Here is a 24,914-nt window from a genome sequence, read left to right as displayed (position 1 = left end):
TCGCATGACCCCCAAGCTGGTGGCGGACATCGAACCGCCCTACTACACCGCTGTGTTCACTTCCGTGCGGCCCGAGGCCGCTCCCGAGGGCTATGCCGAGACCGCCGTCCGGATGCGGGAGATCGTCGCCAGGGTTCCCGGCTTCCTCGGCTACGAGACGGCCCGTACCCCTGGTGGCATCGCCATCAGCGTCGCCTACTTCCGGGACCTGGAGTCCCTGGACGCCTGGCGCGTCGACACCGAGCACCAGGCGGCCAAGTCGTACGGGCGGGAGCACTGGTACGACAGCTACAGCGTCCATATCGGCAAGGTCGAGCGGAGTTACAGCTTTGAGCGAGAGTGACGGCATCCGGGCTCTGGTCGAGCGGCTCGGGATTCCCGGGCTCGTCGATGTGCACACCCATTTCATGCCGCAGAACGTCCTCGACAAGGTGTGGGCCTACTTCGACGCCGTCGGTCCCCTGACGGGTCTGGAGTGGCCCATCACCTACCGCGAGGAGGAGGAGCGCCGGCTCGCCCTGCTGAGGGGCTTCGGGGCGATCGCCTTCACCGCCATGCTCTACCCGCACAAGCCCGGCATGGCCGCCTGGCTGAACTCCTGGGGCGCCGACTTCGCCGCCCGTACCCCCGACTGTCTGCACACCTCGACCTTCTTCCCGGAGCCGGACGCCGGCCGGTACGTCCACGAGGCGCTCGACGCCGGTGCCCGTGTCTTCAAGGTGCACCTCCAGGTCGGCGGCTTCGACCCGACCGACATCCGGCTGGACGCCGTGTGGGGAACCCTGGCCGACAGTGGCACCCCCGTCGTCGTCCACTGCGGCTCCGGGCCCACCCCGGGCGCCTTCACCGGCCCCGGTCCCATGGCGCGGCTGCTCGCCCGCCATCCCCGGCTGCGGGTGATCGTCGCGCATATGGGGATGCCGGAGTACAGCGACTTCCTCGATCTCGCCCAGCGGTACGAGGGCGTCCATCTCGACACCACCATGGCCTTCACCGACTTCAGCGAGCGGCTCGCGCCCTTCCCCGAGGCGGAGCTCAAGCGGCTCGTGGACATCGGCGACCGGATCCTCCTCGGCTCCGACTTCCCGAACATCCCGTATCCGTACCTGCACCAGCTCCAGGCGCTCGAACGCCTCGGGCTCGGGGACGACTGGCTCCGGCGTGTCCTGTACGAGAACGGCGCCGCGTTGTTTCACGTGAAACCTCCCCTGGACCGCTGAGGCCTTTCTCAGGGAATTCACAGGAAAGGGAAAGAGGCCTCTCAGCGGCGGCCGACAGCGTGGGTCCATGACCGTCACCACACGCCGTCCCGGCACTCGCGCCGACCTGCTCCGTGCCGACGGAACCGCCGTCCGTGTCCTCGTCGTCGACGACGAGGCCTCGCTCGCCGAACTGCTCTCCATGGCCCTGCGCTACGAGGGCTGGCAGGTCCGGAGCGCGGGGGACGGGGCCACCGCCCTGCGCTCCGCGCGGGAGTTCCGGCCCGACGCCGTCATCCTCGACATCATGCTGCCCGACGTCGACGGGCTGAGCCTGCTCGGCCGGATCCGCCGTGAGCTGCCCGACGTACCGGTGCTCTTCCTGACGGCGAAGGACGCCGTCGAGGACCGGATCGCCGGGCTCACGGCGGGGGGCGACGACTATGTCACCAAGCCCTTCAGCCTGGAGGAGGTCGTGGCCCGGCTGCGCGGGCTCATCCGCAGGTCGGGGGCGGCGCTCGCGCGCAGCGAGTCGCTGCTCGTCGTCGGCGACCTCACCCTCGACGAGGACAGCCACGAGGTCACCCGGGAAGGGGTGTCCATCCACCTCACGGCGACCGAGTTCGAGCTGCTGCGCTATCTGATGCGCAATCCGCGGCGGGTGCTCAGCAAGGCGCAGATCCTCGACAGAGTCTGGTCGTACGACTTCGGCGGCCAGGCCAATGTCGTCGAGCTCTACATCTCGTACCTGCGGCGGAAGATCGACGCGGGGCGCACCCCGATGATCCACACCCGGCGCGGGGCCGGTTACCTCATCAAGCCGGGGGAGTAGCGGCTCGTGTCCCGACGCGCAGAGCGGCGGTCGCGGTCGCCGTTCCGAACAGGGCGGTCGCGGTCGCCGTTCCGAACAGGGCGGTCGCGGTCGTCGTTCCGAACAGGGCGGTCGCGGTCGCCGTTCCGAGGTGCGGGAGGGCGGCCGTGGTCGCTGCGGACCCGCCTCGTGGTCTCGGCGGTGGCGCTGATCGCGGTCGTCGCGGCCGTCATCGGCACGGTCACGACGATCGCGTTCCGCTCCTACCTCTACGACCAGGCCGACGAGCAGGTCCGCGGGCTGTCCAACCGGGCCGCCGGGCCGCCGGTGGCTCTCGGCGGCACGCCCGATCCGGTGCGCGACCGGCAGCCGCTCGCCTTCCTCGGCGGGCCGGGTGCCCCGATAGGAACCCTCGGCGCGGTCCTGACCGACGAGGGAGTCGCCGCGGCCGGGTACTCCACGGAGGAGGCGGGCAACGGCGGGTCGGACGGGCCCAAGTTCCCGACCAAGGAGCTCGACGAGGCCCAGCGGGCCGCGCTCGTGGCCGTCCCGCGCGACGGCGAGCCGCACACCGTCGAACTGCCGGGCGGCCTCGGCTCCTACCGCATCGAGTACGCGGAGGGCAGCCACGGCACCTTCCTCACCGGCATCCCCCTCACCGAGGTCGAGAACGCCCTCTCCACCCTCGTCCTCGTCGAGCTGAGCGTCACCGGCGCCGGGCTCTTCGCCGCCTCCCTCGCCGGGACCGTGCTCGTCCGGGTCGCCCTGCGGCCGCTGCGCCGGGTCGCCGCCACCGCGGCACAGGTCGTCCAGCTTCCGCTGCACAGCGGCGAGGTGGCGCTCCATCAGCGGGTCCCGGAGACGGAGGCCGATCCGCGGACCGAGGTCGGCCAGGTCGGCGCCGCCATCAACCGGATGCTCGACCACGTCCACTCGGCACTCGACGCCCGCCAGCAGAGCGAGACCCGCGTCCGGCAGTTCGTCGCGGACGCCAGCCACGAACTGCGCACCCCGCTCGCCTCGATCCGGGGGTACGCGGAGCTGACCCGGCGCGGCCGGGAGGAGTGCGGGCCCGACACCCGGCACGCGCTCGGCCGGATCGAGTCCGAGGCGACCCGGATGACGGGCCTGGTGGAGGACCTCCTGCTGCTCGCCCGGCTGGACGCCGGACGCCCGCTCTCGTACGAGCCCACCGATCTCGTCCCGCTCGTCGTGGACGCCGTGAGCGACGCCCGGGCCGCCGGGCCCGACCACCACTGGACCCTCGAACTGCCCGAGGACGGCGGCACTCCCGTACGGGCGGACGGCGCCCGGCTCCAGCAGGTCCTGGTCAATCTCCTCGCCAACGCCCGTACGCACACCCCGCAGGGGACCAAGGTCACCGCCCGGGTCCGGACGGAGCCCGACGCGGTGATCGTCGAGATCGAGGACGACGGGCCCGGCATCCCGCCCGCCCTCCTGCCCTCCGTCTTCGAACGGTTCGCACGGGGCGACGCCTCCCGCTCCCGCAACGCCGGATCCACCGGCCTCGGGCTCGCCATCGTCCGGGCCGTGGTGCTCGCCCACCGGGGCGAGGTGACCGTCGAAAGCGCCTCCGGCCGGACCGTGTTCGCCGTCCGCATGCCGCACGCGTCCCACTCACAGGCAGGGCACAGGCTCATCACACAGCCGTGACAGCGGCCCCGGCGAGGGTCGTCGTCATGCGAACCCCAACGATCGCGGGGCCCACGTCCGGCGCCCTCCCCGCCCGGGAACACCTGCCGGTGAACATCGCGGGACGGCCTGTCCTGGACGTGGTGATCCCCGTCTACAACGAGGAGAAGGACCTGGAGCCGTGCGTCCGCCGGCTCCACGAGCACCTCTCCCGGACCTTCCCGTACGGCTTCCGCATCACCGTCGCCGACAACGCCTCCACCGACACCACCCCCGACGTCGCCGCCGGCCTCGCCGCGGAGGTGCCCGAGGTGCGCTCCGTGCGGCTGGAGCAGAAGGGGCGCGGCCGGGCGCTGCGCACGGTCTGGTCGGGCTCGGACGCCCCCGTCCTCGCCTATATGGACGTGGACCTGTCCACCGACCTGAACGCCCTGCTTCCGCTGGTCGCGCCGCTCATCTCCGGCCACTCCGACCTGGCGATCGGGTCCCGGCTCGCCCGCTCCTCGCGGGTGGTGCGCGGGCCGAAGCGGGAGTTCATCTCGCGGGCGTACAACCTGATCCTGCGCGGCTCGCTCGCCGCCCGGTTCTCCGACGCGCAGTGCGGGTTCAAGGCGATCCGGCGCGATGTCGCCGAGCGGCTGCTCCCGATGGTGGAGGACACCGGCTGGTTCTTCGACACCGAGCTGCTCGTCCTCGCCGAACGGGCCGGGCTGCGGATCCACGAGGTGCCGGTCGACTGGGTCGACGACCCCGACTCGACCGTGCACATCGTGAGTACGGCCACCGACGACCTGAAGGGCGTCTGGAGGGTGGGCCGGGCCCTCGCGACGGGCTCGCTGCCGCTGGACCGGCTGGCCAGGCCCTTCGGGGACGACCCCCGGGACCGCGAACTCAGCGGTGTGCCGGGCGGACTGGCCCGGCAGCTGGTCGGCTTCTGCGTGGTCGGCGTCCTGTCGACGCTCTTCTATCTCGCCCTGTACTCGCTCTTCCGGCTGGGCGTCGGCCCGCAGCTCGCCAACGCGGGCGCCCTCCTCGTCTCCGCCGTCGCCAACACGGCGGCCAACCGGCGCCTCACCTTCGGGGTACGGGGCCGTGACCGGGCCGTCCGCCATCAGGCGCAGGGGCTCGTGGTCTTCGCCATCGGTCTGGCCCTGACCAGCGGTTCGCTGGCCGCCCTCGGCGCGGCCACCGGCGATCCGGCGCACTCCACGGAGCTCGCCGTCCTGGTCGTCGCCAACCTCGCCGCGACCGTTCTGCGCTTCCTCCTCTTCCGGCTCTGGGTCTTCCCCGAGCGGTCCATCTCACGGAACGACCCAAGGAACGACCGATGACTTCGACCTCCCCGGAGCTCTCTCCGGTGTCACCCGAGGCCGGGCCGGGCCGCGGGGCGGCGCACACCGCCCCGCCCGGCGCCGGCCGGCTCACCCGGCTGTGGCGCGGCCGTGCCGAGGACGCCCCCTGGGTCCGGCCCGCGTTCCTCGGCCTGCTGGCCGTGACCACCGCGCTCTATCTGTGGAACCTGAGCGCCTCCGGCTACGCCAACTCCTTCTACTCCGCCGCCGTCCAGGCGGGGGGCGAGAGCTGGAAGGCCTTCTTCTTCGGCTCGCTCGACGCGGCCAACGCCATCACCGTCGACAAGCCGCCGGCCGCGCTCTGGCCGATGGCGCTCTCCGTCCGCTTCTTCGGCCTCGGGTCCTGGCAGATCCTGGTGCCCGAGGTGCTCATGGGCGTGGCCACCGTCGCCGTGCTCTACGCGGCCGTACGGCGCCGGTTCGGCGCGGGCGCGGGCCTGATCGCGGGCGCGGTCCTCGCGCTCACGCCCGTCGCGGCGCTGATGTTCCGCTTCAACAACCCGGACGCGCTGCTCGCCCTGCTCATGACGGTCGCCGTGTACTGCGTGCTGCGCGCCCTGGAGCAGGACAAGGGCGCGGCGAAGTGGCTGGTGTGGGCGGGTGTGGCCTTCGGGTTCGCGTTCCTCGCGAAGACCCTGCAGGCCTTTCTGATCCTGCCGCCGCTCGCCCTCGTCTACGGGGTGTGCGCGCCGGGCGGGATCGGGCGCCGGATCGGCCGGCTCGGCCTCGCAGGGCTCGCGATGCTGGTGTCGGCGGGCTGGTGGGTGGCCCTGGTCGAGCTGTGGCCCGCGTCCTCCCGCCCGTATGTCGGAGGCTCGCAGAACAACAGCTTCCTGGAGCTGACCTTCGGCTACAACGGCCTCGGCCGGATCAACGGCAACGAGACCGGCAGCGTCGGCGGCGGCGGGGGAGGTGGCGGCGGTGGCGGTGGCCGGTGGGGCGAGACCGGGATCGTCCGGATGTTCAACGACTCGATCGGCGGCCAGATCTCCTGGCTCCTGCCGGCCGCGCTGATCCTGCTCGTCGCGGGTCTCGTGGTCACCTGGCGGGCGCCCCGGACGGACACGGCGCGCTCGGCGTTCCTGGTGTGGGGCGGCTCGCTGCTGATCACGCTGGCCGTGTTCAGCTTCATGGCCGGCATCTTCCACGAGTACTACACGGTGGCCCTGGCCCCGTATCTCGCGGCGCTGGTCGGCATGGGCGCGGCCGTGCTCTGGGAGGAGCGCACCCGGCTGCTCGCCTCGGCGACGCTCGCGGTGACGGTGGCGGTGACGGCCTGGTGGGGCTGGACCCTGCTCGGCCGTACGCCGGACTGGCTGCCGTGGCTGCGCTGGACGGTCCTGGTCGCGGGCGCGGTGGCCGCGCTCGGGCTGACGGCCGCGGGCCGGGTGGACCGGCGGCTCGGGCTCGGGGTCGCGGGCCTCGGCCTGGCGGCGGGCCTCGCGGGTCCGTTCGCGTACACCCTGGCGACGGTGGACGCCGGGCACCAGGGCTCGATCGTGACGGCGGGTCCCGCGGGCGGCACCATGGGCGGCCGGGGGCCCGGCGGCGGTATGCGGATGGGCGAGGGCGGGGGGATGTTCCCCGGCGGCCGGATGCCCGGCGGCCAGGGCGGCGGCCAGATGCCTGGTGGTCAGGGCGGCCAGGGAGGTCAGATGCCCGGCGGCCAGGGCCAGGGCCAAGGCCAGATGCCCGGTGGCCAAGGCCAGGGCCAGATGCCCGGCGGCACCCCGCCGCAGGGACAGGGCGGCACGACCCGGGGCGAAGGCCCCGGCGGCGGTGGCATGGGCGGGCTGCTCAACGGCGCCGACGTCGGTACGGAGGCGAAGTCCGCGCTCCTCGCGGACGCCGGCTCGTACACCTGGGTCGCGGCCACGGTCGGCGCGCAGAACGCGGCCAGCTACCAGCTCGCCACCGAGAAGCCGGTCATGGCGATCGGCGGCTTCAACGGCAGCGACCCGTCCCCGACGCTCGCGCAGTTCAAGCGGTACGTCGCCGAGGGGAGGATCCACTACTTCATCGGCAGCGGCCAGGGCGGCGGTTCCGGTGAGGACGGCGGCCGGATGGGCGGTGGCGGCGGTCCCGGTGGCAACTCGGAGATCTCGGCCTGGGTCTCGGAGACCTTCGAGACGGTCACGATCGGCAACGCCACCTTCTACGACCTGACGGCCGAGAAGTAACCCGAGAGGCAACCCGAAAAGTAGCCCGAGAGGCAGCCGGAGAAGGAACCGCGAACTCATCGCTATACAGCGTACGAGAGCCCTTGTACGGTGTACGAGACCTAGTCCCGTACACCGTACAAGGAGTTCTGCCCATGACGGCGTCGACCGCCGCGACCGACAAGACAGCCACCGGCGGTCACCCGCAGCGCTGGCTGATCCTCGGCGTCATCTGCCTCGCCCAGCTCACCGTGCTGCTCGACAACACCGTGCTCAGCGTCGCCATCCCCTCGCTGACCTCCGAACTCCACGCGACCACCACCGACATCCAGTGGATGATCAACGCGTACTCGCTCGTCCAGTCCGGCCTGCTGCTCACCGCCGGCAACGCCGCCGACCGCTACGGCCGCAAGAAGCTGCTCGCCGTCGGCCTCGCGCTCTTCGGCCTCGGCTCGCTCGCCGCCGGACTCGCCGACTCCACCGGCCAGCTGATCGCCGCCCGCGCGGGCATGGGCGTCGGCGGCGCCCTCCTGATGACCACCACCCTCGCCGTCGTCATGCAGATCTTCGACGACTCCGAGCGGGTCAAGGCCATCGCGCTCTGGTCCACCGTCGCCTCCCTCGGCTTCGCCGGCGGGCCGCTGATCGGCGGCGTGATCCTGAACCACTTCTGGTGGGGAATGATCTTCCTGATCAACATCCCGGTCGCGGTCGTGGGGCTCGTCGCCGTCCTCAAGCTCGTACCGGAGTCCAAGAACCCGCAGGGCGAGCGCCCGGACCTGCTGGGCGCGCTGCTCTCCACCATCGGTATGACCGCCGTCGTGTACGCGATCATCAGCGGCCCCGAGCACGGCTGGGTCTCCGCCGAGGTCCTGGTCCCGGCCGCGATCGGGGTGCTCGGCCTCGGCGCCTTCGCCCTGTGGGAGCTGCACACCCCGTACCCGATGCTCGACATGCACTTCTTCCGGAACCAGAAGTTCATCGGCGCCATCGGCGGCTCGATCCTGGTCGTCTTCGGCATGGGCGGCTCGCTCTTCCTGCTCACCCAGCACCTGCAGTTCGTGCTCGGCTACGAGCCCCTGGAGGCCGGTCTGCGGATGGCGCCGCTCGCCCTGACCATCGTCGGACTCAACCTCACCGGCATCGGCCCGAAGATCGTCATGAAGCTGGGCACCCCGCCCACCGTCGTCCTCGGCATGACCCTGGTCGCCGCCGGCCTCACCTCGATCTCCCTGCTCGGCGGCGGCACGGACGGCAGCTACGCGGGCATGCTGCTCGGCCTGGTCCTGATGGGCGGCGGCATCGCCGTCTCCTCCCCGGCCATGGCCAACGCGATCATGAGCTCGATCCCGCCGGAGAAGGCGGGCGTGGGCGCCGGGATCAACGGCACCCTCGCCGAGTTCGGCAACGGCCTCGGAGTCGCCGTCCTCGGCGCCGTGCTCAACGCGCGCTTCGCCGCGCTCGTCGCCGTCACCGCGACCTCCCTCCCGGCCGCCCTGGCCGCCGCCGGGAGCGAGGCCGAGCGGCAGGAGATCTCCGACGCCTTCGCCTCCGGCCTCCAGACCAGTCAGCTGGTCGGCGCGATCGCCGTCTTCGCCGGCGGTCTGGTCGCCGCGGCCCTGCTCCGGCGGGCCGAGCGGACGGAGGCCAGGGCCGCGCGGGAGCGGGCGGAAGAGATGGAACCGGCTGCTTAGCATGGTGACGAACCGCTGACAGACGGAGGAACGCGATGGTCAAGGCAGCCGACCGGGCCAAGAACCCGGCGCGTTCCAGCGTCTGGCTGGAGGCGAGGGCACCCCGCAGCGGCGGCGGTCCGGCCGGGCTCGACCGGGACCGGATCGTCGTCGCCGCGATCCGGATGCTCGACGAGGAGGGCCTGGCCAAGCTGTCGATGCGCAAGCTCGCGGCCGAGCTGAACGTCACCGCGATGTCCCTGTACTGGTACGTGGACACCAAGGACGACATCATCGAGTACGCCGTGGACACGGTCTACGGGGAGATCGACCTCGCGGCGGTCGACGCGGCGGGCGGCTGGCGGGACCGGATCCGGGTCCTCGCCCTGGACTACCGCCGGATGCTGGTCCGCCACCCGTGGATGTCGCCGAGCGCCGGGCAGTACCTGAACATCGGCCCGCACGCGATCGCCGTCGGCAGCAAGATCCAGGAGGCGATCAGGGACACCGGGCTGCCGATGGACCGCCAGCCCAGCGCCATGTCGGCCGTCTTCCAGTTCGTGTACGGCTACGGGACGATCGAGTCGCAGTTCGAGCGGCGCGCGGCCGAGGCCGGGATGTCGCAGGACGACTTCTACGGGGAGTCGATCAAGGCCTTCCGTGACGAACCGGCGTTCGCCGAGGTCCTCGAACCCATCGTGGACCTCCTCGACGAGCGGGCCTCGCATGGCAGCGTGACCGAGATCTGGGACCGCGACTTCGACTACGCCCTGGACGTCCTGGTCGCCGGCATCGAGGCGATGGTCTCCCGTGAAACAGGAAAATGACGGAGCGGCGGGCCGTCCCCTGCCCGCCGCTCCGTACTCGACCCGGCCGCGCCTCCGCTCGAAGCGCGGCCGGGAGTCTTTCTAGGCCTCCGCGGCCACCGGCTTCGCCTCGGAGTCCTTCGCCGAGCTGCTCTTCAGGGCGACCTCCTTGATGAACAGCGTCACCACGAAGGCCAGCAGCGCGAACGGCGCCGAGTAGAGGAAGACATCGGCGACACCGTGTCCGTACGCGTCCTCCATGACCGTACGGATCGGGGTCGGCAGCTTGTCCATGTCGGGGATGCCGCCGCCGCCCTGGCCCATGGCGCTCGCGGCCTTCGGGCCGAGCTCGGTCAGGCCCTCCTTGACGTAGCTCGTGACCCGGTGGGCCATGACCGCGCCCAGCGCCGAGACACCGATCGCACCGCCCAGGGAGCGGAAGAAGGTGACGACGGAGGAGGCGGCGCCGAGGTCGGCGGGGGCCACCTGGTTCTGGGTGCAGAGCACCAGGTTCTGCATCATCATGCCGAGGCCGAGGCCGAGGACCGCCATGAAGAGCGCGATGTGCCAGTACGCCGTGTCGTAGCGGATCGTGCCGAGCAGCCCGAGCCCGCCGGCGGCCAGGGCGCCGCCGCTGACCAGCCACGCCTTCCACTTGCCGGTCTTGGTGATGACCAGGCCGGAGACGGTGGAGGAGACGAACAGACCCGCGATCATCGGGATGGTGAGGACGCCGGACATCGTCGGCGACTCGTTCCGCGCCAGCTGGAAGTACTGGCTGAAGAAGACCGTGCCGGCGAACATCGCGACACCCACGAAGAGCGAGGCGAGCGACGCGAGGGTGATCGTGCGGTTCCGGAAGAGGCGGAGCGGGATGATCGGCTCGCTCGCCTTCGACTCGACGAGGACGAAGATCCCGCCGAGGGCGATCGCGCCGAGCACCATCGCGGCCGTCTGCCAGGACATCCAGTCGTACTTGTCGCCCGCGAAGGTGACCCAGATGAGGAGCAGGGAGACGGCGGCGCTGATGAAGAAGGCGCCGGCCCAGTCGACCTTGACCTGGCGCTTCACGACGGGGAGCTTGAGGGTCTTCTGCAGGACGACCAGCGCGATGATCGCGAAGGGCACGCCCACGTAGAAGCACCAGCGCCAGCCGAGCCACTCGGTGTCGGTGATGACGCCGCCGAGCAGCGGGCCGCCGACGGTGGCGACCGCGAAGGTCGCGCCGAGGTAGCCGCTGTACCGGCCGCGCTCACGCGGGGCGATCATCGCGGCCAGGATGATCTGGGAGAGGGCGGTCAGACCGCCGACGCCGATGCCCTGCACGACACGGCAGGCGATGAGCATGCCGGTGCTCTGCGAGAGGCCGGCGACGACCGAGCCCGCCACGTAGATGACCAGGGCTATCTGGACGAGCAGCTTCTTGGAGAAGAGGTCCGCGAGCTTGCCCCAGAGGGGGGTGGTCGCGGTCATCGACAGGAGCGCCGCGGTGACCACCCAGGTGTACGCGGACTGGCCGCCGCCCAGGTCGTTGATGATCTGGGGGAGGGCGTTGGAGACGATCGTCGAGGACAGGATGGCGACGAACATGCCGAGCAGCAGCCCGGAGAGCGCCTCCATGATCTGCTTGTGCGTCATCGGGGCGCCGCCGGAGGCGATGTCCCCCTGCTGGGCGCTCCCGCCGCGCACACCGGTCTCTGGTGTGGTGGTCGTAGCCATCAACTTCCTTCGTTCTCAAGCGTGGTGGGCCCGGCAGTCCCCGAAGGAATCGCGGAGGCGGGCGAGCAGGGTGGTGAGCAGTTCGACGTCGTCGTCGGACCACTCCGCGAGGGTGTGGGCGAGCATGTCGGTCAGCCGTCGGTCGAGGACGGCGAGCATGTCTTCGCCCGCCCGGGTCAGGTGCAGGATGCGGGAGCGCCGGTCGGCGGGGTCGGGCAGTCGCTCGACCCAGCCGCGGTCCACGGTGTGGGCCACGTGGCGGCTGCTGACCGACATGTCGACGGCCATCAGCTCGGACACCCGGCCCATCCGCATGTCGCCGTGGTGGTTGAGCAGGGCGAGGACGATGGCGGATCCGCCGGGGCACTCGGTGGGCAGGACCCGCGCGAGTCCGCGCTTCACCGCTCCGATGGCGCTCACCTGGCGGGCGAGGTTCTCGTATCGATTGCCTCTGTCCATCGGGCACTCCATAGATGTTGTTGCTTAGGGCAACCATAGAGATGGATGGTTGCTCCAGGCAAACTAAATCGGTCAAACGGCGCTAAAGAATAGGCAAAGGCGGCCCAGGGCCGCCGAGCCGCCCCTCGGACCCGTGGCCGGGGGAGCCGGGCTTGGGCCCCCACCCCGACTTCGCTAGGGTCCTGGCCCATGGCACACAACCCCCAAGCACCGTACGGCCAGGGCCAGAACCCTCAGGGTCAGGGCCCCGAGGGTTACGACCCCGCCGGCAACACGCAGATGTTCCGCGCCTTCGTCGACGAGGGCGCCCCGCAGCAGCGGCAGCCGCAGGCCGCGGCCACGTCGTCGGGCGGCCCGAAGGTCGGCCTCATCGTCGGAGTGGTCGTGGTGATCGCCGCCCTGGCGGCCGTCGCCTGGCTGGCCCTGGGCTGACCGCCCCGTCCCCCCTCCAAGCCCCCGGGTGGGCCGGATCCGCGTCACGCGGACCCGGCCCACCGTTCTTTTGCCGCTCTACGGAGCCACGGGGTCCAGCGCGGGGGCGAGCACCGCGAAGGCCTCCCCGATCAGTGCCGCCGGGTCCTCCGCGCTCGCCGCGCTCTCGCCGTCGCTCCACCGGCGCAGTACGGCGTCGAAGGCGGCCAGTGCCATGCCCGCGGCCAGCCGGGGATAGAGGTCGCTCCCGGGGTCGCGCCCCAGGCGGGCCGCCAGCTCCTCCGTCAGTTCCTCGCGCCACTGTGCCTGGTGCTCCAGGAAGCGGGCGAGCAGTGCGGGGGTCCGCAGGATCAGCCGGACCACCGGCAGGGCCCGCTCGGCGTGGTCGCCGCAGGTGGTCAGGGGTACGGAGACGGCGTGCCGCAACGCCTCGGAGGGGCGCTCGCCCGCGGGCCGGGCGGTGAGCCCTTCGCGCATGTCGGCGCCCATGCCCGCCAGGAACTGGACGACGACGTCCTCCTTGGAGGCGAAGTACCGGAAGAAGGTCCGCTTGGAGACCCCGGCGGTGGTCGCGATCTCGTCGACGGTGACGGCGTCGAAGCCCTTGAGGGCGAGCAGCTGGAGGGCCGCTTCGGTGAGCTCGGTCGCGACGAGCTGACGTTTGCGCTGGGCCAGGCTGACGGGGCCGGCGTCGGGGCGGGTGCTCACGGAGGCATGGTAACGCGGTGTCTTCGGCGACACCAAGGAGCAGTACTGGCAGTCAGATGCACCCTTGACACTCGGTGACACAAACGGCAACGTGTGCCGCATGGCCAAGAAGCAGCGCTGGACCGCCGACCTGATCCCGGACCAGACCGGGCGGGTCTTCGTCGTCACCGGGGCCAACAGCGGCCTCGGTCTCGCCACCACGCGTGCGCTCGCCCGCCGCGGCGGGCGGGTGATCCTCGCCGTGCGGGACGAGGACAGGGGCCGGCGGGCGGTCGACGAGCTCGTGGCGGCCGGGACGGCGCCGGGCCTCCTCGACGTACGCCCGCTCGACCTGGCCGACCTCGACTCGGTCCGTGCCTTCGCCGCCCGGATGCGCGAGGAGCTGCCCCGCCTCGACGTGCTCGTCAACAACGCGGGCGTGATGGGGCCGCCCCGCACCCTGAGCCCCCAGGGGCACGAGCTCCAGTTCGCCACCAACCACCTCGGCCACTTCGCGCTCACCGGGCTGCTGCTCGATCTGCTCGCCGCCGGGCGGGATCCCCGGGTGGTCACGGTCAGCTCCCTCAACCACCGGCAGGGCCGCCTCCGCTTCGACGACCTCACCGGCGAGCGCGGCTACACCCCGATGGCCTTCTACAACCAGTCCAAGTTCGCCAACGCCGTCTTCGGCCAGGAGCTCCACCGGCGGCTCACCGAGGCCGGCAGCCCGGTCCGCGGAGTGCTCGCCCACCCCGGCTACACGGCGACCCGGCTCCAGACCCGGGACACGTCCGGTCCGGCCAAGCTGCTCTTCGGCCACATCGGCAATCCGCTGCTCGCGCAGCGACCGGAGCGGGGCGCGCTGCCGCAGCTGTACGCGGCGACGGCACCGGACGTGGCGGGCGGCGAGTTCATCGGGCCCGACGGCATGGCCGAACTGCGCGGCGCGCCGGCCCGCGTACGTCTCTCCGCCGAGGCGGCCGACCCCGGGACCGGCCGCCGGCTGTGGGAGCTCTCGGAACGGCTGACCGAGGTGCGCTTCCCGGTCACTGCCAGCTGACGGTGACCTTCCGGGTGTCGATCCGCATCCCCAGCGGCACCCGCCAGGAGTCCACGCACACGGTGTACGTCTCCGTCCGCGCCGCCCCGGCCGCGATCGGCGCCGGCAGCGGCTGGGTGGAGGTGAGCGTCGCCCAGTCCACGCCGAGGGCGCCGATCACATGGGTGGCGAAGGTGACCGCGCCCGAACGGGCCGCTGTTCCTCCGCCGTTCCGGAAGGTGACGGTCACGCGCTCGCACCAGCGCCGGTCCCCGTCGGCGAGGACGGGCGCGGAGACGGTGAGCAGGGCGGGACCGGGTGCGGTGGTGGTCGGGGGGACCGGGGTGGGTCCCGGTGTGCCGGTGCCGGGTGCGGGCCCGGAGGGCGGTGCGGGGGTACGGGGAGGGGTGCTGCCGCCGGGGCGCGGCGCGGTGGTGCCGGTGCCGCCCGGCGCGGTCGTCGGACCGGTACTCGACCCCGCTCCCGTACTCGACCCCGTGCCCGTGCCCGTACTCGGATCCGTGCCGGAAGACCCGGAGCCCGCGGAGGCCCCCGACGTACCGGAGGACCCGCCCGCCGACGACGTGGCCGGGTCCGGGCCCGCATCCGCGTCCGGACCCGGGGTCGGGGCGGGTGATGACGTGCTGGACGTGGTTCCGCTCGCCGTGGGGCTGTCCAGGGGGATCAGGGTGACCGCCCCCGAGGGGGTGGCCGCGCCTCTCGGGGAGGGGCCGGCGCCCACCGCCGCGTACCCCTCGCCGTCTCCTCCGCCGCCACAGGCGGTCAGCGCCCCGCCGAGGCAGAGCGCCACCGCCACGAGTCCCGGCTTCCTTCGCCTCATGGGCGCCAGTGTGTCTGACGCCCCGTCAATAAAGGAGGCTTTTCACGGAACCCGACCGTCGGTCAGTCGGCGATCAGGCCCTCGCGCAGCTGGGCGAGGGTGCGGGTGAGCAGCCGCGAGACGTGCATCTGGGAGATGCCGACCTCCTCGCCGATCTGCGACTGGGTCATGTTGGCGAAGAAGCGCAGCATGATGATCTGGCGCTCGCGGGGCGGCAGTTTGGCGAGCAGCGGCTTGAGCGACTCGCGGTACTCGACGCCTTCGAGCGCCGTGTCCTCGTAGCCGAGGCGGTCGGCGAGCGAGCCCTCGCCGCCGTCGTCCTCGGGCGAGGGGGAGTCGAGCGAGGAGGCGGTGTACGCGTTGCCGACGGCGAGGCCGTCGACGACGTCCTCCTCCGACACCCCGAGCACGGCGGCGAGTTCGGGGACGGTGGGGGAGCGGTCGAGCTTCTGCGCGAGCTCGTCGCTGGCCTTGGTGAGGGCGAGGCGCAGCTCCTGGAGCCGGCGCGGGACGCGCACCGACCACGAGGTGTCGCGGAAGAAGCGCTTGATCTCGCCGACGACCGTCGGCATGGCGAACGTCGGGAACTCCACGCCCCGTTCGCAGTCGAAGCGGTCGATCGCCTTGATGAGGCCGATGGTGCCGACCTGGACGATGTCCTCCATCGGCTCGTTGCGGGAGCGGAAGCGGGCCGCCGCGTACCGCACGAGGGGGAGGTTGAGCTCGATGAGGGTGTCGCGGACGTAGGTCCGCTCCGGGCTGTCCGGGGCGGCGCCTTCGGTGTCGAGGGCGCGCAGCCGGAGGAAGAGCGAGCGCGAGAGGGTGCGGGTGTCGAGGGCTCCCGACGTGACGACCATCGGCGGAGGCGTGGCCTCCGCGCTGTCGGTCGCGGTCGGCGCCGTCGTCTGCGTGGGCACGGGAACGGGCGTGAGCGTGAGCACCTTCGAGCTGCCCAGTTCTGTGGACATGCCACCCCCTTGAGGTCGCGGACGGTCGCGGTGGCCGCGACCATCTGAGGAACGCAGCCACCACCTGAATACCGGCGGAGGGGCTGCGGCAAACTCGGTTCCAGCAGAATGTCACATGTCGGCAACACGCTGTAGTGACTTGTCGACAAGGCGAGGGTGCATATCCGCAGGAAACAAGGGGTGTACGGCATTTGGGGCGGCGCAGAACTGCTCCGAACCGGTCTACCCGTTCCGGTTACGCCTCGATTCTGTTTGCGGATCTCAAACGCGCGAAGCTGCGGGCGAGGAGCCTTGACACATGCATCTGGGAGACGCCGAGTTCCTGACTGATCTGAGATTGGGTCAGATTGCTGTAGTAGCGCAGCATCAGGATCCGCTGCTCCCGCTCGGGCAGTTGTACGAGCAGATGACGGACGAGGTCGCGGTGCTCGACGCCGGCCAGGGCGGGGTCCTCGTACCCGAGCCGGTCGAGCAGCCCGGGCAGCCCGTCGCCCTCCTGGGCGGCCTCCAGGGAGGTCGCGTGGTAGGAGCGTCCGGCCTCGATGCAGGCGAGCACCTCGTCCTCCCCGATGCGCAGCCGTTCGGCGATCTCCGCCGTCGTGGGGGAGCGGCCGTGAGCGGTCGTCAGGTCCTCGGTGGCCCCGTTCACCTGGACCCAGAGCTCGTGCAGCCGGCGCGGCACGTGGACGGTGCGGACGTTGTCGCGGAAGTACCGCTTGATCTCGCCGACGACCGTCGGCATGGCGAAGGTGGGGAACTGCACGCCACGGTCGGGGTCGAAGCGGTCGATGGCGTTGATGAGGCCGATGGTGCCGACCTGGACGACGTCCTCCATCGGCTCGTTGCGGGAGCGGAAGCGGGCCGCCGCGTACCGCACGAGCGGGAGGTTGGCCTCGATGAGGGCCCCGCGCACCCGGTGGTGCTCCGGAGTGCCCACCTCCAGGTTCTTGAGCTGCCCGAAGAGCACCTGGGTGAGGGCGCGGGTGTCGGCGCCGCGGGTGCTCTGAGGGCGGGGGCGCGGGGTCTCCGGGCCGCCTGCCTCGTGCTGGGGCGGGACCTGAGGCGCTGTACTGGCCGGCACGTTCACGCCACCCCTTTGGCTGGTCTTGCTGGTCGACTGGGTCAACTACGGTCAACTCATCCGTCAAAAGCGGTCATAGCATCACAAGACATGTCCACTGTGTGCAAGCACCGCATAGTGACGTGTTGAGGGCATGTTGGCGTAAAAAGGGGAGGTCACGCACGGAGTCACGCACGAAAAAGACCCCCCACCTCGATGGCGGAGGGCCCGTCGGAGTCTTGGGCGCCGAACGGCCTAGAAGGCGTAGTCCGCGATCACCCACGTGGCGAACTCGCGCCACTGGGCGACGCCGGCCTGGTGCGCGGGGTGGTCCAGGTAGCGCTGGAGCGCGTCGGTGTCCTCGACTGCCGAGTTGATGGCGAAGTCGTACGCGATCGGCCGGTCCGTGATGTTCCAGTCGCACTCCCAGAACCTCAGCTCCGGGATCTGGCCGCCGAGCGCGCGGAACGCCTCGACACCGGCGACCACACGCGGCTCGTCGCGCGTGACACCGTCGCTGAGCTTGAAGAGGACCAGATGGCGGATCACGGAAGGGCTCCTAGTTGATGAGTTCGGTCATGAACTCGCCGACACCCTGGGCGGCGCTGGCTATGCCCTCGAACCCTACTCCCACGAGGTCGGCCGCCCGCTGGGGGGAATTGATGATCGTGTACAGCACAAAGACCACGACCGCGTACAGCGCGACCTTCTTCGCTTGCACCATTGTCCAGCCCTCCCCAGTTCCCCCGCCGTACGACCGCGCCACTCTAACCGAGCCTTTATGGACCAAGGGCCCGGAGATCGAGGCCTTTTGCCGCCCTCGGAAGAGTGAGGGGCGAGCAGGATGGATGTCGAGCCCGGAGGATCTGGCAGGAATCCGAAGGGCTCCCGGAACCGGCCCGCACTGCGGGGTCCGCGCCGCGCGCTTCCCCCTGAGCGCGGCGCAGGACTTGGAGGACCGGTTCTCACCGGGGGGAGCGGCTTGTCCCCCCGATGCCGCTCCCCCCGTCCCAAGCTCCCCGTCCCCACGGAAGAAGGCCCCGGCCGCGCCCCAGAGCGCGCCGGGGCCTTTCCCGTACGGGGGCCGCGGACCGGTATCAGGACGCCAGGGGGCGACAGGATGCGCGGGGATACGCCGAAGGGCCCGACGCTGATGCGTCGGGCCCTTCTGAAGCGGTAGCGGAGGGATTTGAACCCTCGGTGACTTGCGCCACACTCGCTTTCGAGGCGAGCTCCTTCGGCCGCTCGGACACGCTACCGAGAGAGAGCTTAGCCGAAACTCGGGCTGCGATGAAATCCGTATCCCGCAGCAGGTCAGCGTGTGCGGAAGAAGGCCGTCAGCTGCTCCGCGCACTCCTCGCCGAGGACGCCCTGGATCACCTCGGGACGGTGGTTGAGACGGCGGTCCCGGACGAGGTCCCAGAGCGAGCCGGTCGCGCCCGCCTTCTCGTCCGGTGCGCCGAACACCACCCGCTCGACCCGCGACTGGACGAGTGCCCCCGCGCACATGACGCACGGCTCCAGCGTCACGACCAGCGTGCAGCCCGTCAGACGCCACTCTCCGGTCGCCGCGGCGGCCCGGCGCAGGGCGAGCACCTCGGCGTGCGCGGTGGGGTCGCCGGTCGCCTCGCGTTCGTTGTGCCCGCGGGCGAGCACCGTGCCGTCGGGGCCGAGCACGACCGCGCCGACCGGTACGTCACCGGCGGGCACGGCCGCGTCGGCCTCGGCGAGAGCGAGTCGCATGGCGTCCCGCCAGGGGTCCCGAACGGGGTCGGGCGCAGGTACGGCAGGTACAGCGCGTGCCACTAGCGGACGGCCTCCAGGACCTCGGCGGCCCCCAGGGCGTCCGCGATCTCCGCGAGCGCGTCGCTGTCGAGCGCCATCAGATCGGCCGGCGGCATGCCGAGGTCCGCGAGGATCAGCCGGTCGCCGACCGGAGCGGCCGGCACGGCATCGGCGGCGACGCCCGTCTCCTCGTCGTCGTCCGTGTCGTCGGCCGTCGGCTCACCGTCCTCGGTGCCGTCCAGGTCCAGCGACTCGAGCTCGTCGACGATGTCGTCCAGGTCGTCGCCGAGGATCTCCCGGGTGAGGATCTCCCCGTACGAGGAACGGGCGGCGGCGGCGCCGTCCGAGACGTAGATACGAGGGTCTTCCTCACCCTCGATCCGCACGACCCCGAACCACGCGTCCTCCTGCTCGATGAAGACGATCACCGTGTCGTCGTCCGAGGCCTCGCGGGCGAGCTCGGTCAGATCCGACAGGGTCTCCACGTCGTCGAGCTCCGTGTCGCTCGCTTCCCACCCGTCTTCGGTGCGCGCGAGCAGTGCGGCGAAGTACACCTGACTCTCTCCCACTGATCAGAGGTGTGACGATCCGGCGGAGCCTCCTGATGCCCCGCCCAATCGGCATCGTGACAGAAACGACGCCGACAGGAGAGGTCTTCGGCTCTTGCGTCGTGCATCAGTCTGAACGACCCCGCGATCGGGTGGGCGTGCGACCCCGGCGCACAGAGGGGCGCACAAGGAAGACGGGCCGGTGTGGGGTGCGTGCGGGCCCGGACGGGTCCCGCGCGCGGTCCGGACCGGCCCCGGGCGCCCCCGGTCACCAGCGGAAGGTCCTCATCCGCATGGCCTGGCGCATCCGGGCGGCCCGCGCGCGTCGCGGCTGCACGCGCTCACGCAGCGCCTTGGCCTCGTTCAGTTCGCGGAGGAACTGGGCGCGGCGCCTGCGGCGCTCCGCGTCGGTCTCCGGTGCCGGCCTCCGGGCCGCCCCCTCGGCGGTTCCCTCGGCCGGTTCTTCCAGGTCGGGCATGGGTCACTCCGCCCCATCGCTGGGTCCCTGTGCCCCCACCTTCCCCCAGTGGCGTGGGTCGACGCCAGTGCGCGGCGGGCTACTGTTGAGTCATGCGTCTCCACGTCGTCGATCACCCGCTGGTCGCCCACAAGCTCACCACGCTGCGCGACAAGCGCACGGATTCCGCGACCTTCCGTCGGCTCGCCGACGAGCTGGTCACCCTGCTCGCCTACGAGGCCACCAGGGACGTCCGGACCGAGCAGGTCGACATCGAGACCCCCGTCACGCCCACGACCGGCGTCAAGCTGTCGTACCCGCGTCCGCTGGTGGTCCCGATCCTGCGCGCCGGGCTCGGCATGCTCGACGGCATGGTCCGGCTGCTCCCGACCGCCGAGGTCGGCTTCCTCGGCATGATCCGCAACGAGGAGACGCTGGAGGCGTCGACCTACGCCACGCGGATGCCGGAGGACCTCTCGGGCCGCCAGGTGTACGTCCTGGACCCGATGCTGGCGACCGGCGGCACGCTGGTCGCGGCGATCCAGGAGCTCATCAAGCGTGGCGCGGACGACGTGACCGCGGTCGTGCTCCTCGCCGCCCCGGAGGGCGTCGAGGTCATGGAGCGGGAGCTCGCGGGCACGCCGGTCACCGTCGTGACGGCCTCGGTCGACGAGCGTCTCAACGAGAACGGCTACATCGTTCCGGGCCTGGGCGACGCGGGCGACCGCATGTACGGCTCCGCCGAATAAGGCACGCCGGCTCCGCCGAGCAGGCCGCAGCCGGCTCGGCGGAATCGATTCCCTTCCGGATCCTCAGCACTTTCCGGTCGGTACGGGCGCGGGCTTGGTCAGGGCGACCAGGGCCGCGTCCGCCGTCGTTTTCGGGGCCAGGTTCTTGAAGGCGGTCCCGATGATCAGGTCCACGTCGGCCGTGCCCCGGGTGTCCGTCTTGGTCGTGGCGCCCTTCAGCTGGGTGCCGAGGACCGGGAAGGTGCCCTTGGTGGCGGTGGTGGCGCCGAGCAGCAGCCCGGTGCCGGGCACCTTCTTGTCGTAGGCGGTGGGCGCGTTCCCCACCTTGCCGATCTTGAAGCCGCGTTTCTTGAGCTCGTCCGCGGTCGTCTTGGCGAGTCCGCTGCGCGGGGTCGCGTTGTAGACGTTGACCGTGATCTGGGCGGGCTTGGGGAAGGCGGCCGCGGGCGGGGTCGTCGCCTTGGCGACGGGTTTGCAGTCGGCCTGTTTGCCGGCCGTCGCCTTCTTGCCCTCGTCGCCCGAGAAGACGTCGACGAGCTGGAGCGTGCCCCAGCCGGCGGCGCCGAGCACGACCACGGCGGCCGCGGCCGCGAGGACGATCCTGCGACGGCGCCGCGGGCGGCGCATGCGGGGGTAGGTGTCCCCTGTGATGCGGTACTTTCCGCCCATTCCGGGGGGAGTGAGCATGCTCATGAACGCAGCGTAATGCCGCCCGTCGGCGATGCCTACTTGATGATCATGTGATCGCGTCCGGATGGGGGCGAACTGACCCCGAAAGGGTCAGCGGAAACGGGGCCGGTCGGGCGCCGTCTCAGTCCATTTCCAGGACGCGGGCGTGCAGCACCTGGCGCTGCTGGAGTGCCGCGCGGACGGCGCGGTGCAGTCCGTCCTCGAGATAGAGATCGCCCTGCCACTTCACGACGTGCGCGAAGAGGTCGCCGTAGAACGTGGAGTCCTCGGCGAGCAGCGTCTCCAGGTCCAGCTGGCCCTTGGTGGTGACCAGCTGATCGAGGCGGACCGGGCGCGGGGCGACGTCCGCCCACTGCCGGGTGCTTTCCCGGCCGTGGTCGGGATACGGCTTTCCGTTTCCGATGCGCTTGAAGATCACACGGAAAGCCTACCGGGCGAGCGGCTACCGGCGCAGCCATGCACGGGCAGTGGGATGCTGGTGCAAACCATGACATAAACGAAATCGGGGTGCCGTGATGAGCGCGAGCGAGCAGCCGCCGGCCGCTGCCGGAGGAGCCCAGGAGGCCTCGGCGGCCCAGGCGTCGGGCGCCGCCCAGGGGGCTCCCGACACCGCTCCGGCGGCGTCCGCCGCCGCACTTGCCGGTCCCGCCGCCGAGATCGCCGCCGGATACGCCTTCGAGGGCGCGGCACTCGAACTGGGGGCTCTGCTCTGGGACGGCGACTGTCACCCGGACGCGCCGATCCGCATCCCGCTGCCCGTGCTCAACCGGCACGGCCTGGTCGCCGGGGCCACCGGCACCGGCAAGACGAAGACGCTCCAGCTGATCGCCGAGCAGCTCTCGGCGAACGGGGTGCCGGTCTTCCTCGCCGACATCAAGGGCGACGTCTCCGGGGTCTCGGCCCCCGGCGCTGACGGCGGGAAGGTCCGCGAGCGGGCCGCCCAGGTCGGGCAGGAGTGGCGGGCGACGGGCTTCCCCTGCGAGTTCTACGGACTCGGGGGAATCGGCCCCGGCGTTCCCGTGCGCGCCACGGTGACCAGCTTCGGCCCGGTGCTCCTGTCGAAGGTGCTCCAGCTCAACCAGACGCAGGAGCAGTCCCTCGGCCTGATCTTCCACTACGCCGACGCCAAGGGCCTGGAGCTGGTGGACCTCAAGGATCTGCGGGCAGTGGTCGCCTTTCTGGTCTCGGACGTCGGGAAGGCCGAGCTCAAGGGGATCGGCGGGCTCTCGACGGCGACGGCCGGGGTGATCCTGCGGTCGATCACGGCCTTCGAGCAGCAGGGCGCGGGGGGCTTCTTCGGGGAGCCGGAGTTCGACACGGCCGAGTTCCTGCGGACGGCGCCGGACGGGCGGGGGATCGTCTCGGTCCTGGAGCTGCCGGCCGTTCAGGACAAGCCGCAGCTCTTCTCGACCTTTCTGATGTGGATGCTGGCGGACCTCTTCAACGACCTTCCGGAGGTCGGCGATCTGGAGAAGCCGAAGCTGGTCTTCTTCTTCGACGAGGCGCATCTGCTGTTCAACGGGGCGTCGAAGGCGTTCCTGGAGTCGATCACCCAGACGGTGCGGCTGATCCGCTCGAAGGGGATCGGCGTGTTCCTCGTGACGCAGACGCCGAAGGACGTACCCCCCGACGTGCTGGCGCAGCTCGGCAACCGGGTGCAGCACGCGCTGCGCGCCTTCACCCCGGACGACGCGAAGGCGCTCAAGGCGACGGTGCGGACGTTCCCGAAATCGCCGTACGACCTGGAGGAGCTGCTCACGGGGCTCGGTACGGGCGAGGCGGTGATCACCGTACTGAGCGAGAAGGGCGCCCCGACCCCGGTGGCGGCGACCCGGCTGCGGGCCCCGGAGTCGCTGATGGGTCCGCTCGACGCGGCGGCTCTGGACGCGGCGGTGAAGGGCTCGCCGCTGTACGGGCGGTACGCGGAGGCGGTGGACCGGGAGTCGGCGTACGAGAGGCTCACCGCCGAGCAGCGGGCGGCGGAGGCGGCGGCCCTGGACGCGGCGGCCGCCAAGGAGGCGGAGAAGGCGGAGAAGGCCGGGAAGCAGGGAGCGAGGGCTCCGAAGCCGGAGCCCTCGCTCGCCGAACAGGTCGTGGGCAGTGGGATGTTCAAGTCCCTCGCGCGGTCGATCGGCACCCAGCTGGGCCGGGAGATCAGCCGCTCGATCTTCGGCACCGCCCGCCGCAAGCGGTGACCTGCGAGCGGTGACCCGCGAGCGGTGGCCGTCGGCGGTGGCCGCTGGGCGGTCACCGCCACACGGTGCTTACGAGGTGACCTCGTCGTGGTCGCTGTGCAGGCCGCCGCCGCTGCTCTCGCCGCCCGTGGTCGGCTCGGAGACGACCGGCTTGCGCAGGGACGAGATGTCGTGGGCGTAGGTGCCCACGGCGTTGGCGATGACCTTGATGTTGGCGTCGAAGGCCGTCATGTTGATGTTCTTCAGGTCGTCGCCCTTGGCGTGGTAGTTCACGTCGTACGCGACGCCCGCCGTGCCGCCGAACTTGGCGGCCTGGGCGGCGGTCTTGATGCCCTCGGCGCCGGTGAAGGTGCCGCCGGAGGGGATGCCGACCGCGATGAACGGGCCGTAGTCGGAGCGGCCGGAGAAGTCGGTGCCCTCGTGCGGGACCCCGCGCTTGTCCATGAAGTCGGTGATGTCGCGCTCCAGCTGGGCGGAGCCCGTGGGGCCCGCGCCCTCGCCGACGTTGTCCGAGTTGTCGCCGTCGTAGACGAACAGGCCGTAGTTCGGCGAGGCGATCATGTCGAAGTTGAGGTAGAGCTTGATCTCGCTCTTGTCGAGCGCCGTCAGGTTGTCGACGTAGTGCTCGGAGCCGAGGAGGCCGTTCTCCTCCGCGGACCACCAGGCGAAGCGGACCTTGTTGCGGACCTTGTCCTTCGACTTGGCGAGCTCCAGGGCGGTCTGGAGGAGACCCGCGGAGCCGGAGCCGTTGTCGTTGATGCCGGGGCCGGCGGTGACGGAGTCGAGGTGCGAGCCGAGCATCACGGTGTTGGCGGCGTTGCCGCCCCTGGTCTCCGCGATGACGTTGTTGGTGACGCGCTTCTCCTGGAGCTGGCGGATCTCGAAGGAGAGGTTCACCGCGCCCTTGGCGAGGTCGGCGGCGAGCCCCTCGCCCTCGGCCTGGGTGAGGCCACCGGTCGGGATCTTGCCCGCGGCGGGCTCGCCGAGCGTGCCGGACAGGGCGCCCGCGGTGTTGTTGTAGACGAGCGCGCCGGCGGCGCCCGCGGCGGCGGCCTGCTGCTGCTTGATCGCGAAGGAGCAGCCGCCGCGCTTGATGAGCGCGATCTTTCCGGTGAAGGTCCCCGAGGTGTAGTCGCCCGGCTCGCAGCCGGTGGTGCCGTCGGCGTCGACGGGCACGGCGGCGAGATCGGCCTTGATGCCGCCGACCGGGGTGGACTTGGTGTACGTCATGGCCTTGACGTCGAGGGCGCGGGGCGCGGGCGAGACGACGGAGACCTTCTCGGCGAGCGTCTGGGTGTAGAGGAAGTCGAACTGCTCGTACGAGACGTCGTAGCCGGCCTTCTTGAGCTGCGTGTAGACGTACGCGGCCGAGGCGTCGTGTCCGAGCGAGCCGGCCGCGCGGTGACCGCCGGCCGAGTCGGCTATCGCCTGGAACTTCTGCAGGTGCTTGTAGGCGTCCTGGCCAGTGGTTTCGCGAACCAGCTTCTTCGCCAGTCGGGCGGCATCGCGGGCGGGTGCGGCCGTGGGGTCCTTCACCGCGGTGGCGGGGGAGGCAAGGACCAGCGGGGTGGCGAGGGCGGCGGCGGCCAGAATGGCCGCGGCTCGGCGCTGGGTAGCGTTCACAGAAGTCCT

The 24,914-nt window shown here is 71.3% G+C and carries 26 protein-coding genes and 1 tRNA gene; 12 read left to right on the top strand and 15 right to left on the bottom strand.

The features are described 5' to 3' along the window. Positions 1-4: 4 nt before the first annotated feature. From ACH4MY_RS05380 to ACH4MY_RS05345, 8 genes are all read left to right on the top strand, one after another. Positions 5-343 (top strand): antibiotic biosynthesis monooxygenase family protein, encoded by a 339-nt coding sequence (locus ACH4MY_RS05380; protein WP_397997844.1) that lies wholly within the window; start codon positions 5-7, stop codon positions 341-343. Beyond that, positions 330-1,220 (top strand): amidohydrolase family protein, encoded by an 891-nt coding sequence (locus tag ACH4MY_RS05375; protein WP_397997841.1) that lies wholly within the window; start codon positions 330-332, stop codon positions 1,218-1,220. Before ACH4MY_RS05380 ends, ACH4MY_RS05375 begins: the two co-directional genes overlap by 14 nt. A 67-nt stretch (positions 1,221-1,287) precedes the next feature. After that, the gene (locus tag ACH4MY_RS05370) at positions 1,288-2,031 is read left to right on the top strand and encodes a response regulator transcription factor (RefSeq protein ID WP_397997838.1); all 744 of its coding nucleotides are present in this window, start codon (positions 1,288-1,290) and stop codon (positions 2,029-2,031) included. A gap of 168 nt (positions 2,032-2,199) precedes the next feature. After that, on the top strand, positions 2,200-3,684 hold the full coding sequence (locus ACH4MY_RS05365; protein WP_397997835.1) for a sensor histidine kinase: 1,485 nt from the start codon (positions 2,200-2,202) through the stop codon (positions 3,682-3,684). 26 nt (positions 3,685-3,710) lie between these two features. Next, positions 3,711-4,994, top strand: coding sequence for a glycosyltransferase (locus ACH4MY_RS05360; RefSeq protein WP_397997833.1), 1,284 nt, complete (start codon positions 3,711-3,713; stop codon positions 4,992-4,994). Further along, positions 4,991-7,195 carry an ArnT family glycosyltransferase gene (locus ACH4MY_RS05355; protein WP_397997830.1) on the top strand — a complete coding sequence of 735 codons (2,205 nt, stop codon included), beginning with the start codon at positions 4,991-4,993 and terminating at the stop codon, positions 7,193-7,195. Before ACH4MY_RS05360 ends, ACH4MY_RS05355 begins: the two co-directional genes overlap by 4 nt. Before the next feature lie 134 nt (positions 7,196-7,329). Next, positions 7,330-8,868: an MFS transporter gene (locus ACH4MY_RS05350; RefSeq protein WP_397997827.1), complete on the top strand. Its 1,539-nt coding sequence runs from the start codon at positions 7,330-7,332 to the stop codon at positions 8,866-8,868. A 35-nt stretch (positions 8,869-8,903) separates the two neighbouring features. Next, positions 8,904-9,674 carry a TetR/AcrR family transcriptional regulator gene (locus ACH4MY_RS05345; protein WP_397997824.1) on the top strand — a complete coding sequence of 257 codons (771 nt, stop codon included), beginning with the start codon at positions 8,904-8,906 and terminating at the stop codon, positions 9,672-9,674. 81 nt (positions 9,675-9,755) lie between these two features. Here ACH4MY_RS05345 and ACH4MY_RS05340 read toward each other — a convergent pair whose 3' ends face one another. Continuing rightward, the gene (locus ACH4MY_RS05340; RefSeq protein WP_397997821.1) at positions 9,756-11,372 is read right to left on the bottom strand and encodes an MDR family MFS transporter; all 1,617 of its coding nucleotides are present in this window, start codon (positions 11,370-11,372) and stop codon (positions 9,756-9,758) included. Between the two features lie 15 nt (positions 11,373-11,387). Then, positions 11,388-11,831, bottom strand: a complete 444-nt coding sequence (locus ACH4MY_RS05335) for a MarR family winged helix-turn-helix transcriptional regulator (RefSeq protein WP_397997818.1) — start codon at positions 11,829-11,831, stop codon at positions 11,388-11,390. 189 nt (positions 11,832-12,020) lie between these two features. On the opposite strand from ACH4MY_RS05335, the gene ACH4MY_RS05330 reads away from it, so the two are divergent. After that, positions 12,021-12,263 (top strand): hypothetical protein, encoded by a 243-nt coding sequence (locus ACH4MY_RS05330; RefSeq protein WP_397997815.1) that lies wholly within the window; start codon positions 12,021-12,023, stop codon positions 12,261-12,263. Positions 12,264-12,341: 78 nt separating this feature from the next. Here the strand turns inward: ACH4MY_RS05330 and ACH4MY_RS05325 are convergent, their stop codons facing one another. Further along, positions 12,342-12,971, bottom strand: a complete 630-nt coding sequence (locus ACH4MY_RS05325) for a TetR family transcriptional regulator (RefSeq protein WP_397997812.1) — start codon at positions 12,969-12,971, stop codon at positions 12,342-12,344. 100 nt (positions 12,972-13,071) lie between these two features. On the opposite strand from ACH4MY_RS05325, the gene ACH4MY_RS05320 reads away from it, so the two are divergent. Continuing rightward, a complete protein-coding gene (locus ACH4MY_RS05320; protein ID WP_397997809.1) occupies positions 13,072-14,010 on the top strand; it encodes an oxidoreductase in 939 nt (312 codons plus the stop codon). Here the strand turns inward: ACH4MY_RS05320 and ACH4MY_RS05315 are convergent. The 9 genes from ACH4MY_RS05315 to ACH4MY_RS05275 form a co-directional block, all read right to left on the bottom strand. After that, positions 13,997-14,830 (bottom strand): hypothetical protein, encoded by an 834-nt coding sequence (locus tag ACH4MY_RS05315; protein ID WP_397997806.1) that lies wholly within the window; start codon positions 14,828-14,830, stop codon positions 13,997-13,999. The genes ACH4MY_RS05320 and ACH4MY_RS05315 overlap by 14 nt on opposite strands. Positions 14,831-14,892: 62 nt before the next feature. Then, complete coding sequence (locus ACH4MY_RS05310) at positions 14,893-15,798, bottom strand: RNA polymerase sigma factor SigF (RefSeq protein WP_397997804.1); 906 nt, start codon at positions 15,796-15,798, stop codon at positions 14,893-14,895. 235 nt (positions 15,799-16,033) lie between these two features. Beyond that, a complete protein-coding gene (locus ACH4MY_RS05305; RefSeq protein WP_397997801.1) occupies positions 16,034-16,879 on the bottom strand; it encodes an RNA polymerase sigma factor SigF in 846 nt (281 codons plus the stop codon). A gap of 234 nt (positions 16,880-17,113) precedes the next feature. Then, complete coding sequence (locus ACH4MY_RS05300; RefSeq protein ID WP_397997799.1) at positions 17,114-17,407, bottom strand: Dabb family protein; 294 nt, start codon at positions 17,405-17,407, stop codon at positions 17,114-17,116. Positions 17,408-17,417: 10 nt separating this feature from the next. Continuing rightward, complete coding sequence (locus ACH4MY_RS05295) at positions 17,418-17,582, bottom strand: hypothetical protein (protein WP_397997796.1); 165 nt, start codon at positions 17,580-17,582, stop codon at positions 17,418-17,420. 450 nt (positions 17,583-18,032) lie between these two features. After that, positions 18,033-18,117: transfer RNA gene (locus tag ACH4MY_RS05290), tRNA-Ser, on the bottom strand. A 55-nt stretch (positions 18,118-18,172) separates the two neighbouring features. After that, positions 18,173-18,601, bottom strand: a complete 429-nt coding sequence (gene tadA / locus ACH4MY_RS05285) for a tRNA adenosine(34) deaminase TadA (RefSeq protein ID WP_397997793.1) — start codon at positions 18,599-18,601, stop codon at positions 18,173-18,175. Between the two features lie 62 nt (positions 18,602-18,663). Then, positions 18,664-19,197 carry a hypothetical protein gene (locus ACH4MY_RS05280; RefSeq protein WP_397999342.1) on the bottom strand — a complete coding sequence of 178 codons (534 nt, stop codon included), beginning with the start codon at positions 19,195-19,197 and terminating at the stop codon, positions 18,664-18,666. Between the two features lie 262 nt (positions 19,198-19,459). After that, complete coding sequence (locus tag ACH4MY_RS05275) at positions 19,460-19,669, bottom strand: hypothetical protein (protein WP_397997790.1); 210 nt, start codon at positions 19,667-19,669, stop codon at positions 19,460-19,462. Positions 19,670-19,761: 92 nt separating this feature from the next. On the opposite strand from ACH4MY_RS05275, the gene upp reads away from it, so the two are divergent. Continuing rightward, a complete protein-coding gene (upp, locus tag ACH4MY_RS05270; RefSeq protein WP_015034991.1) occupies positions 19,762-20,397 on the top strand; it encodes a uracil phosphoribosyltransferase in 636 nt (211 codons plus the stop codon). A 63-nt stretch (positions 20,398-20,460) separates the two neighbouring features. On the opposite strand, the gene ACH4MY_RS05265 is transcribed toward upp, so the two are convergent. Together ACH4MY_RS05265 and ACH4MY_RS05260 are read right to left on the bottom strand one after the other, a co-directional pair. Then, complete coding sequence (locus ACH4MY_RS05265) at positions 20,461-21,090, bottom strand: LytR C-terminal domain-containing protein (RefSeq protein WP_397997787.1); 630 nt, start codon at positions 21,088-21,090, stop codon at positions 20,461-20,463. 118 nt (positions 21,091-21,208) lie between these two features. Further along, positions 21,209-21,505, bottom strand: a complete 297-nt coding sequence (locus ACH4MY_RS05260) for a type II toxin-antitoxin system VapB family antitoxin (RefSeq protein WP_015034993.1) — start codon at positions 21,503-21,505, stop codon at positions 21,209-21,211. Positions 21,506-21,602: 97 nt separating this feature from the next. Between ACH4MY_RS05260 and ACH4MY_RS05255 the strand changes: the two genes are divergently transcribed. Continuing rightward, a complete protein-coding gene (locus tag ACH4MY_RS05255; protein WP_397997785.1) occupies positions 21,603-23,282 on the top strand; it encodes a helicase HerA-like domain-containing protein in 1,680 nt (559 codons plus the stop codon). Between the two features lie 69 nt (positions 23,283-23,351). Here the strand turns inward: ACH4MY_RS05255 and ACH4MY_RS05250 are convergent, their stop codons facing one another. Next, entirely contained in the window at positions 23,352-24,905 is a 1,554-nt protein-coding gene (locus ACH4MY_RS05250; protein ID WP_397997782.1) for a M28 family metallopeptidase, read from the bottom strand. Between the last annotated feature and the right edge of the window lie 9 nt (positions 24,906-24,914).

Source organism: Streptomyces sp. NPDC017246 (assembly GCF_044331325.1).
Lineage (GTDB): Bacteria > Actinomycetota > Actinomycetes > Streptomycetales > Streptomycetaceae > Streptomyces.
Note: the sequence above shows the minus strand (reverse complement) of the source record. Positions and strands in the feature narration are given on the sequence as shown.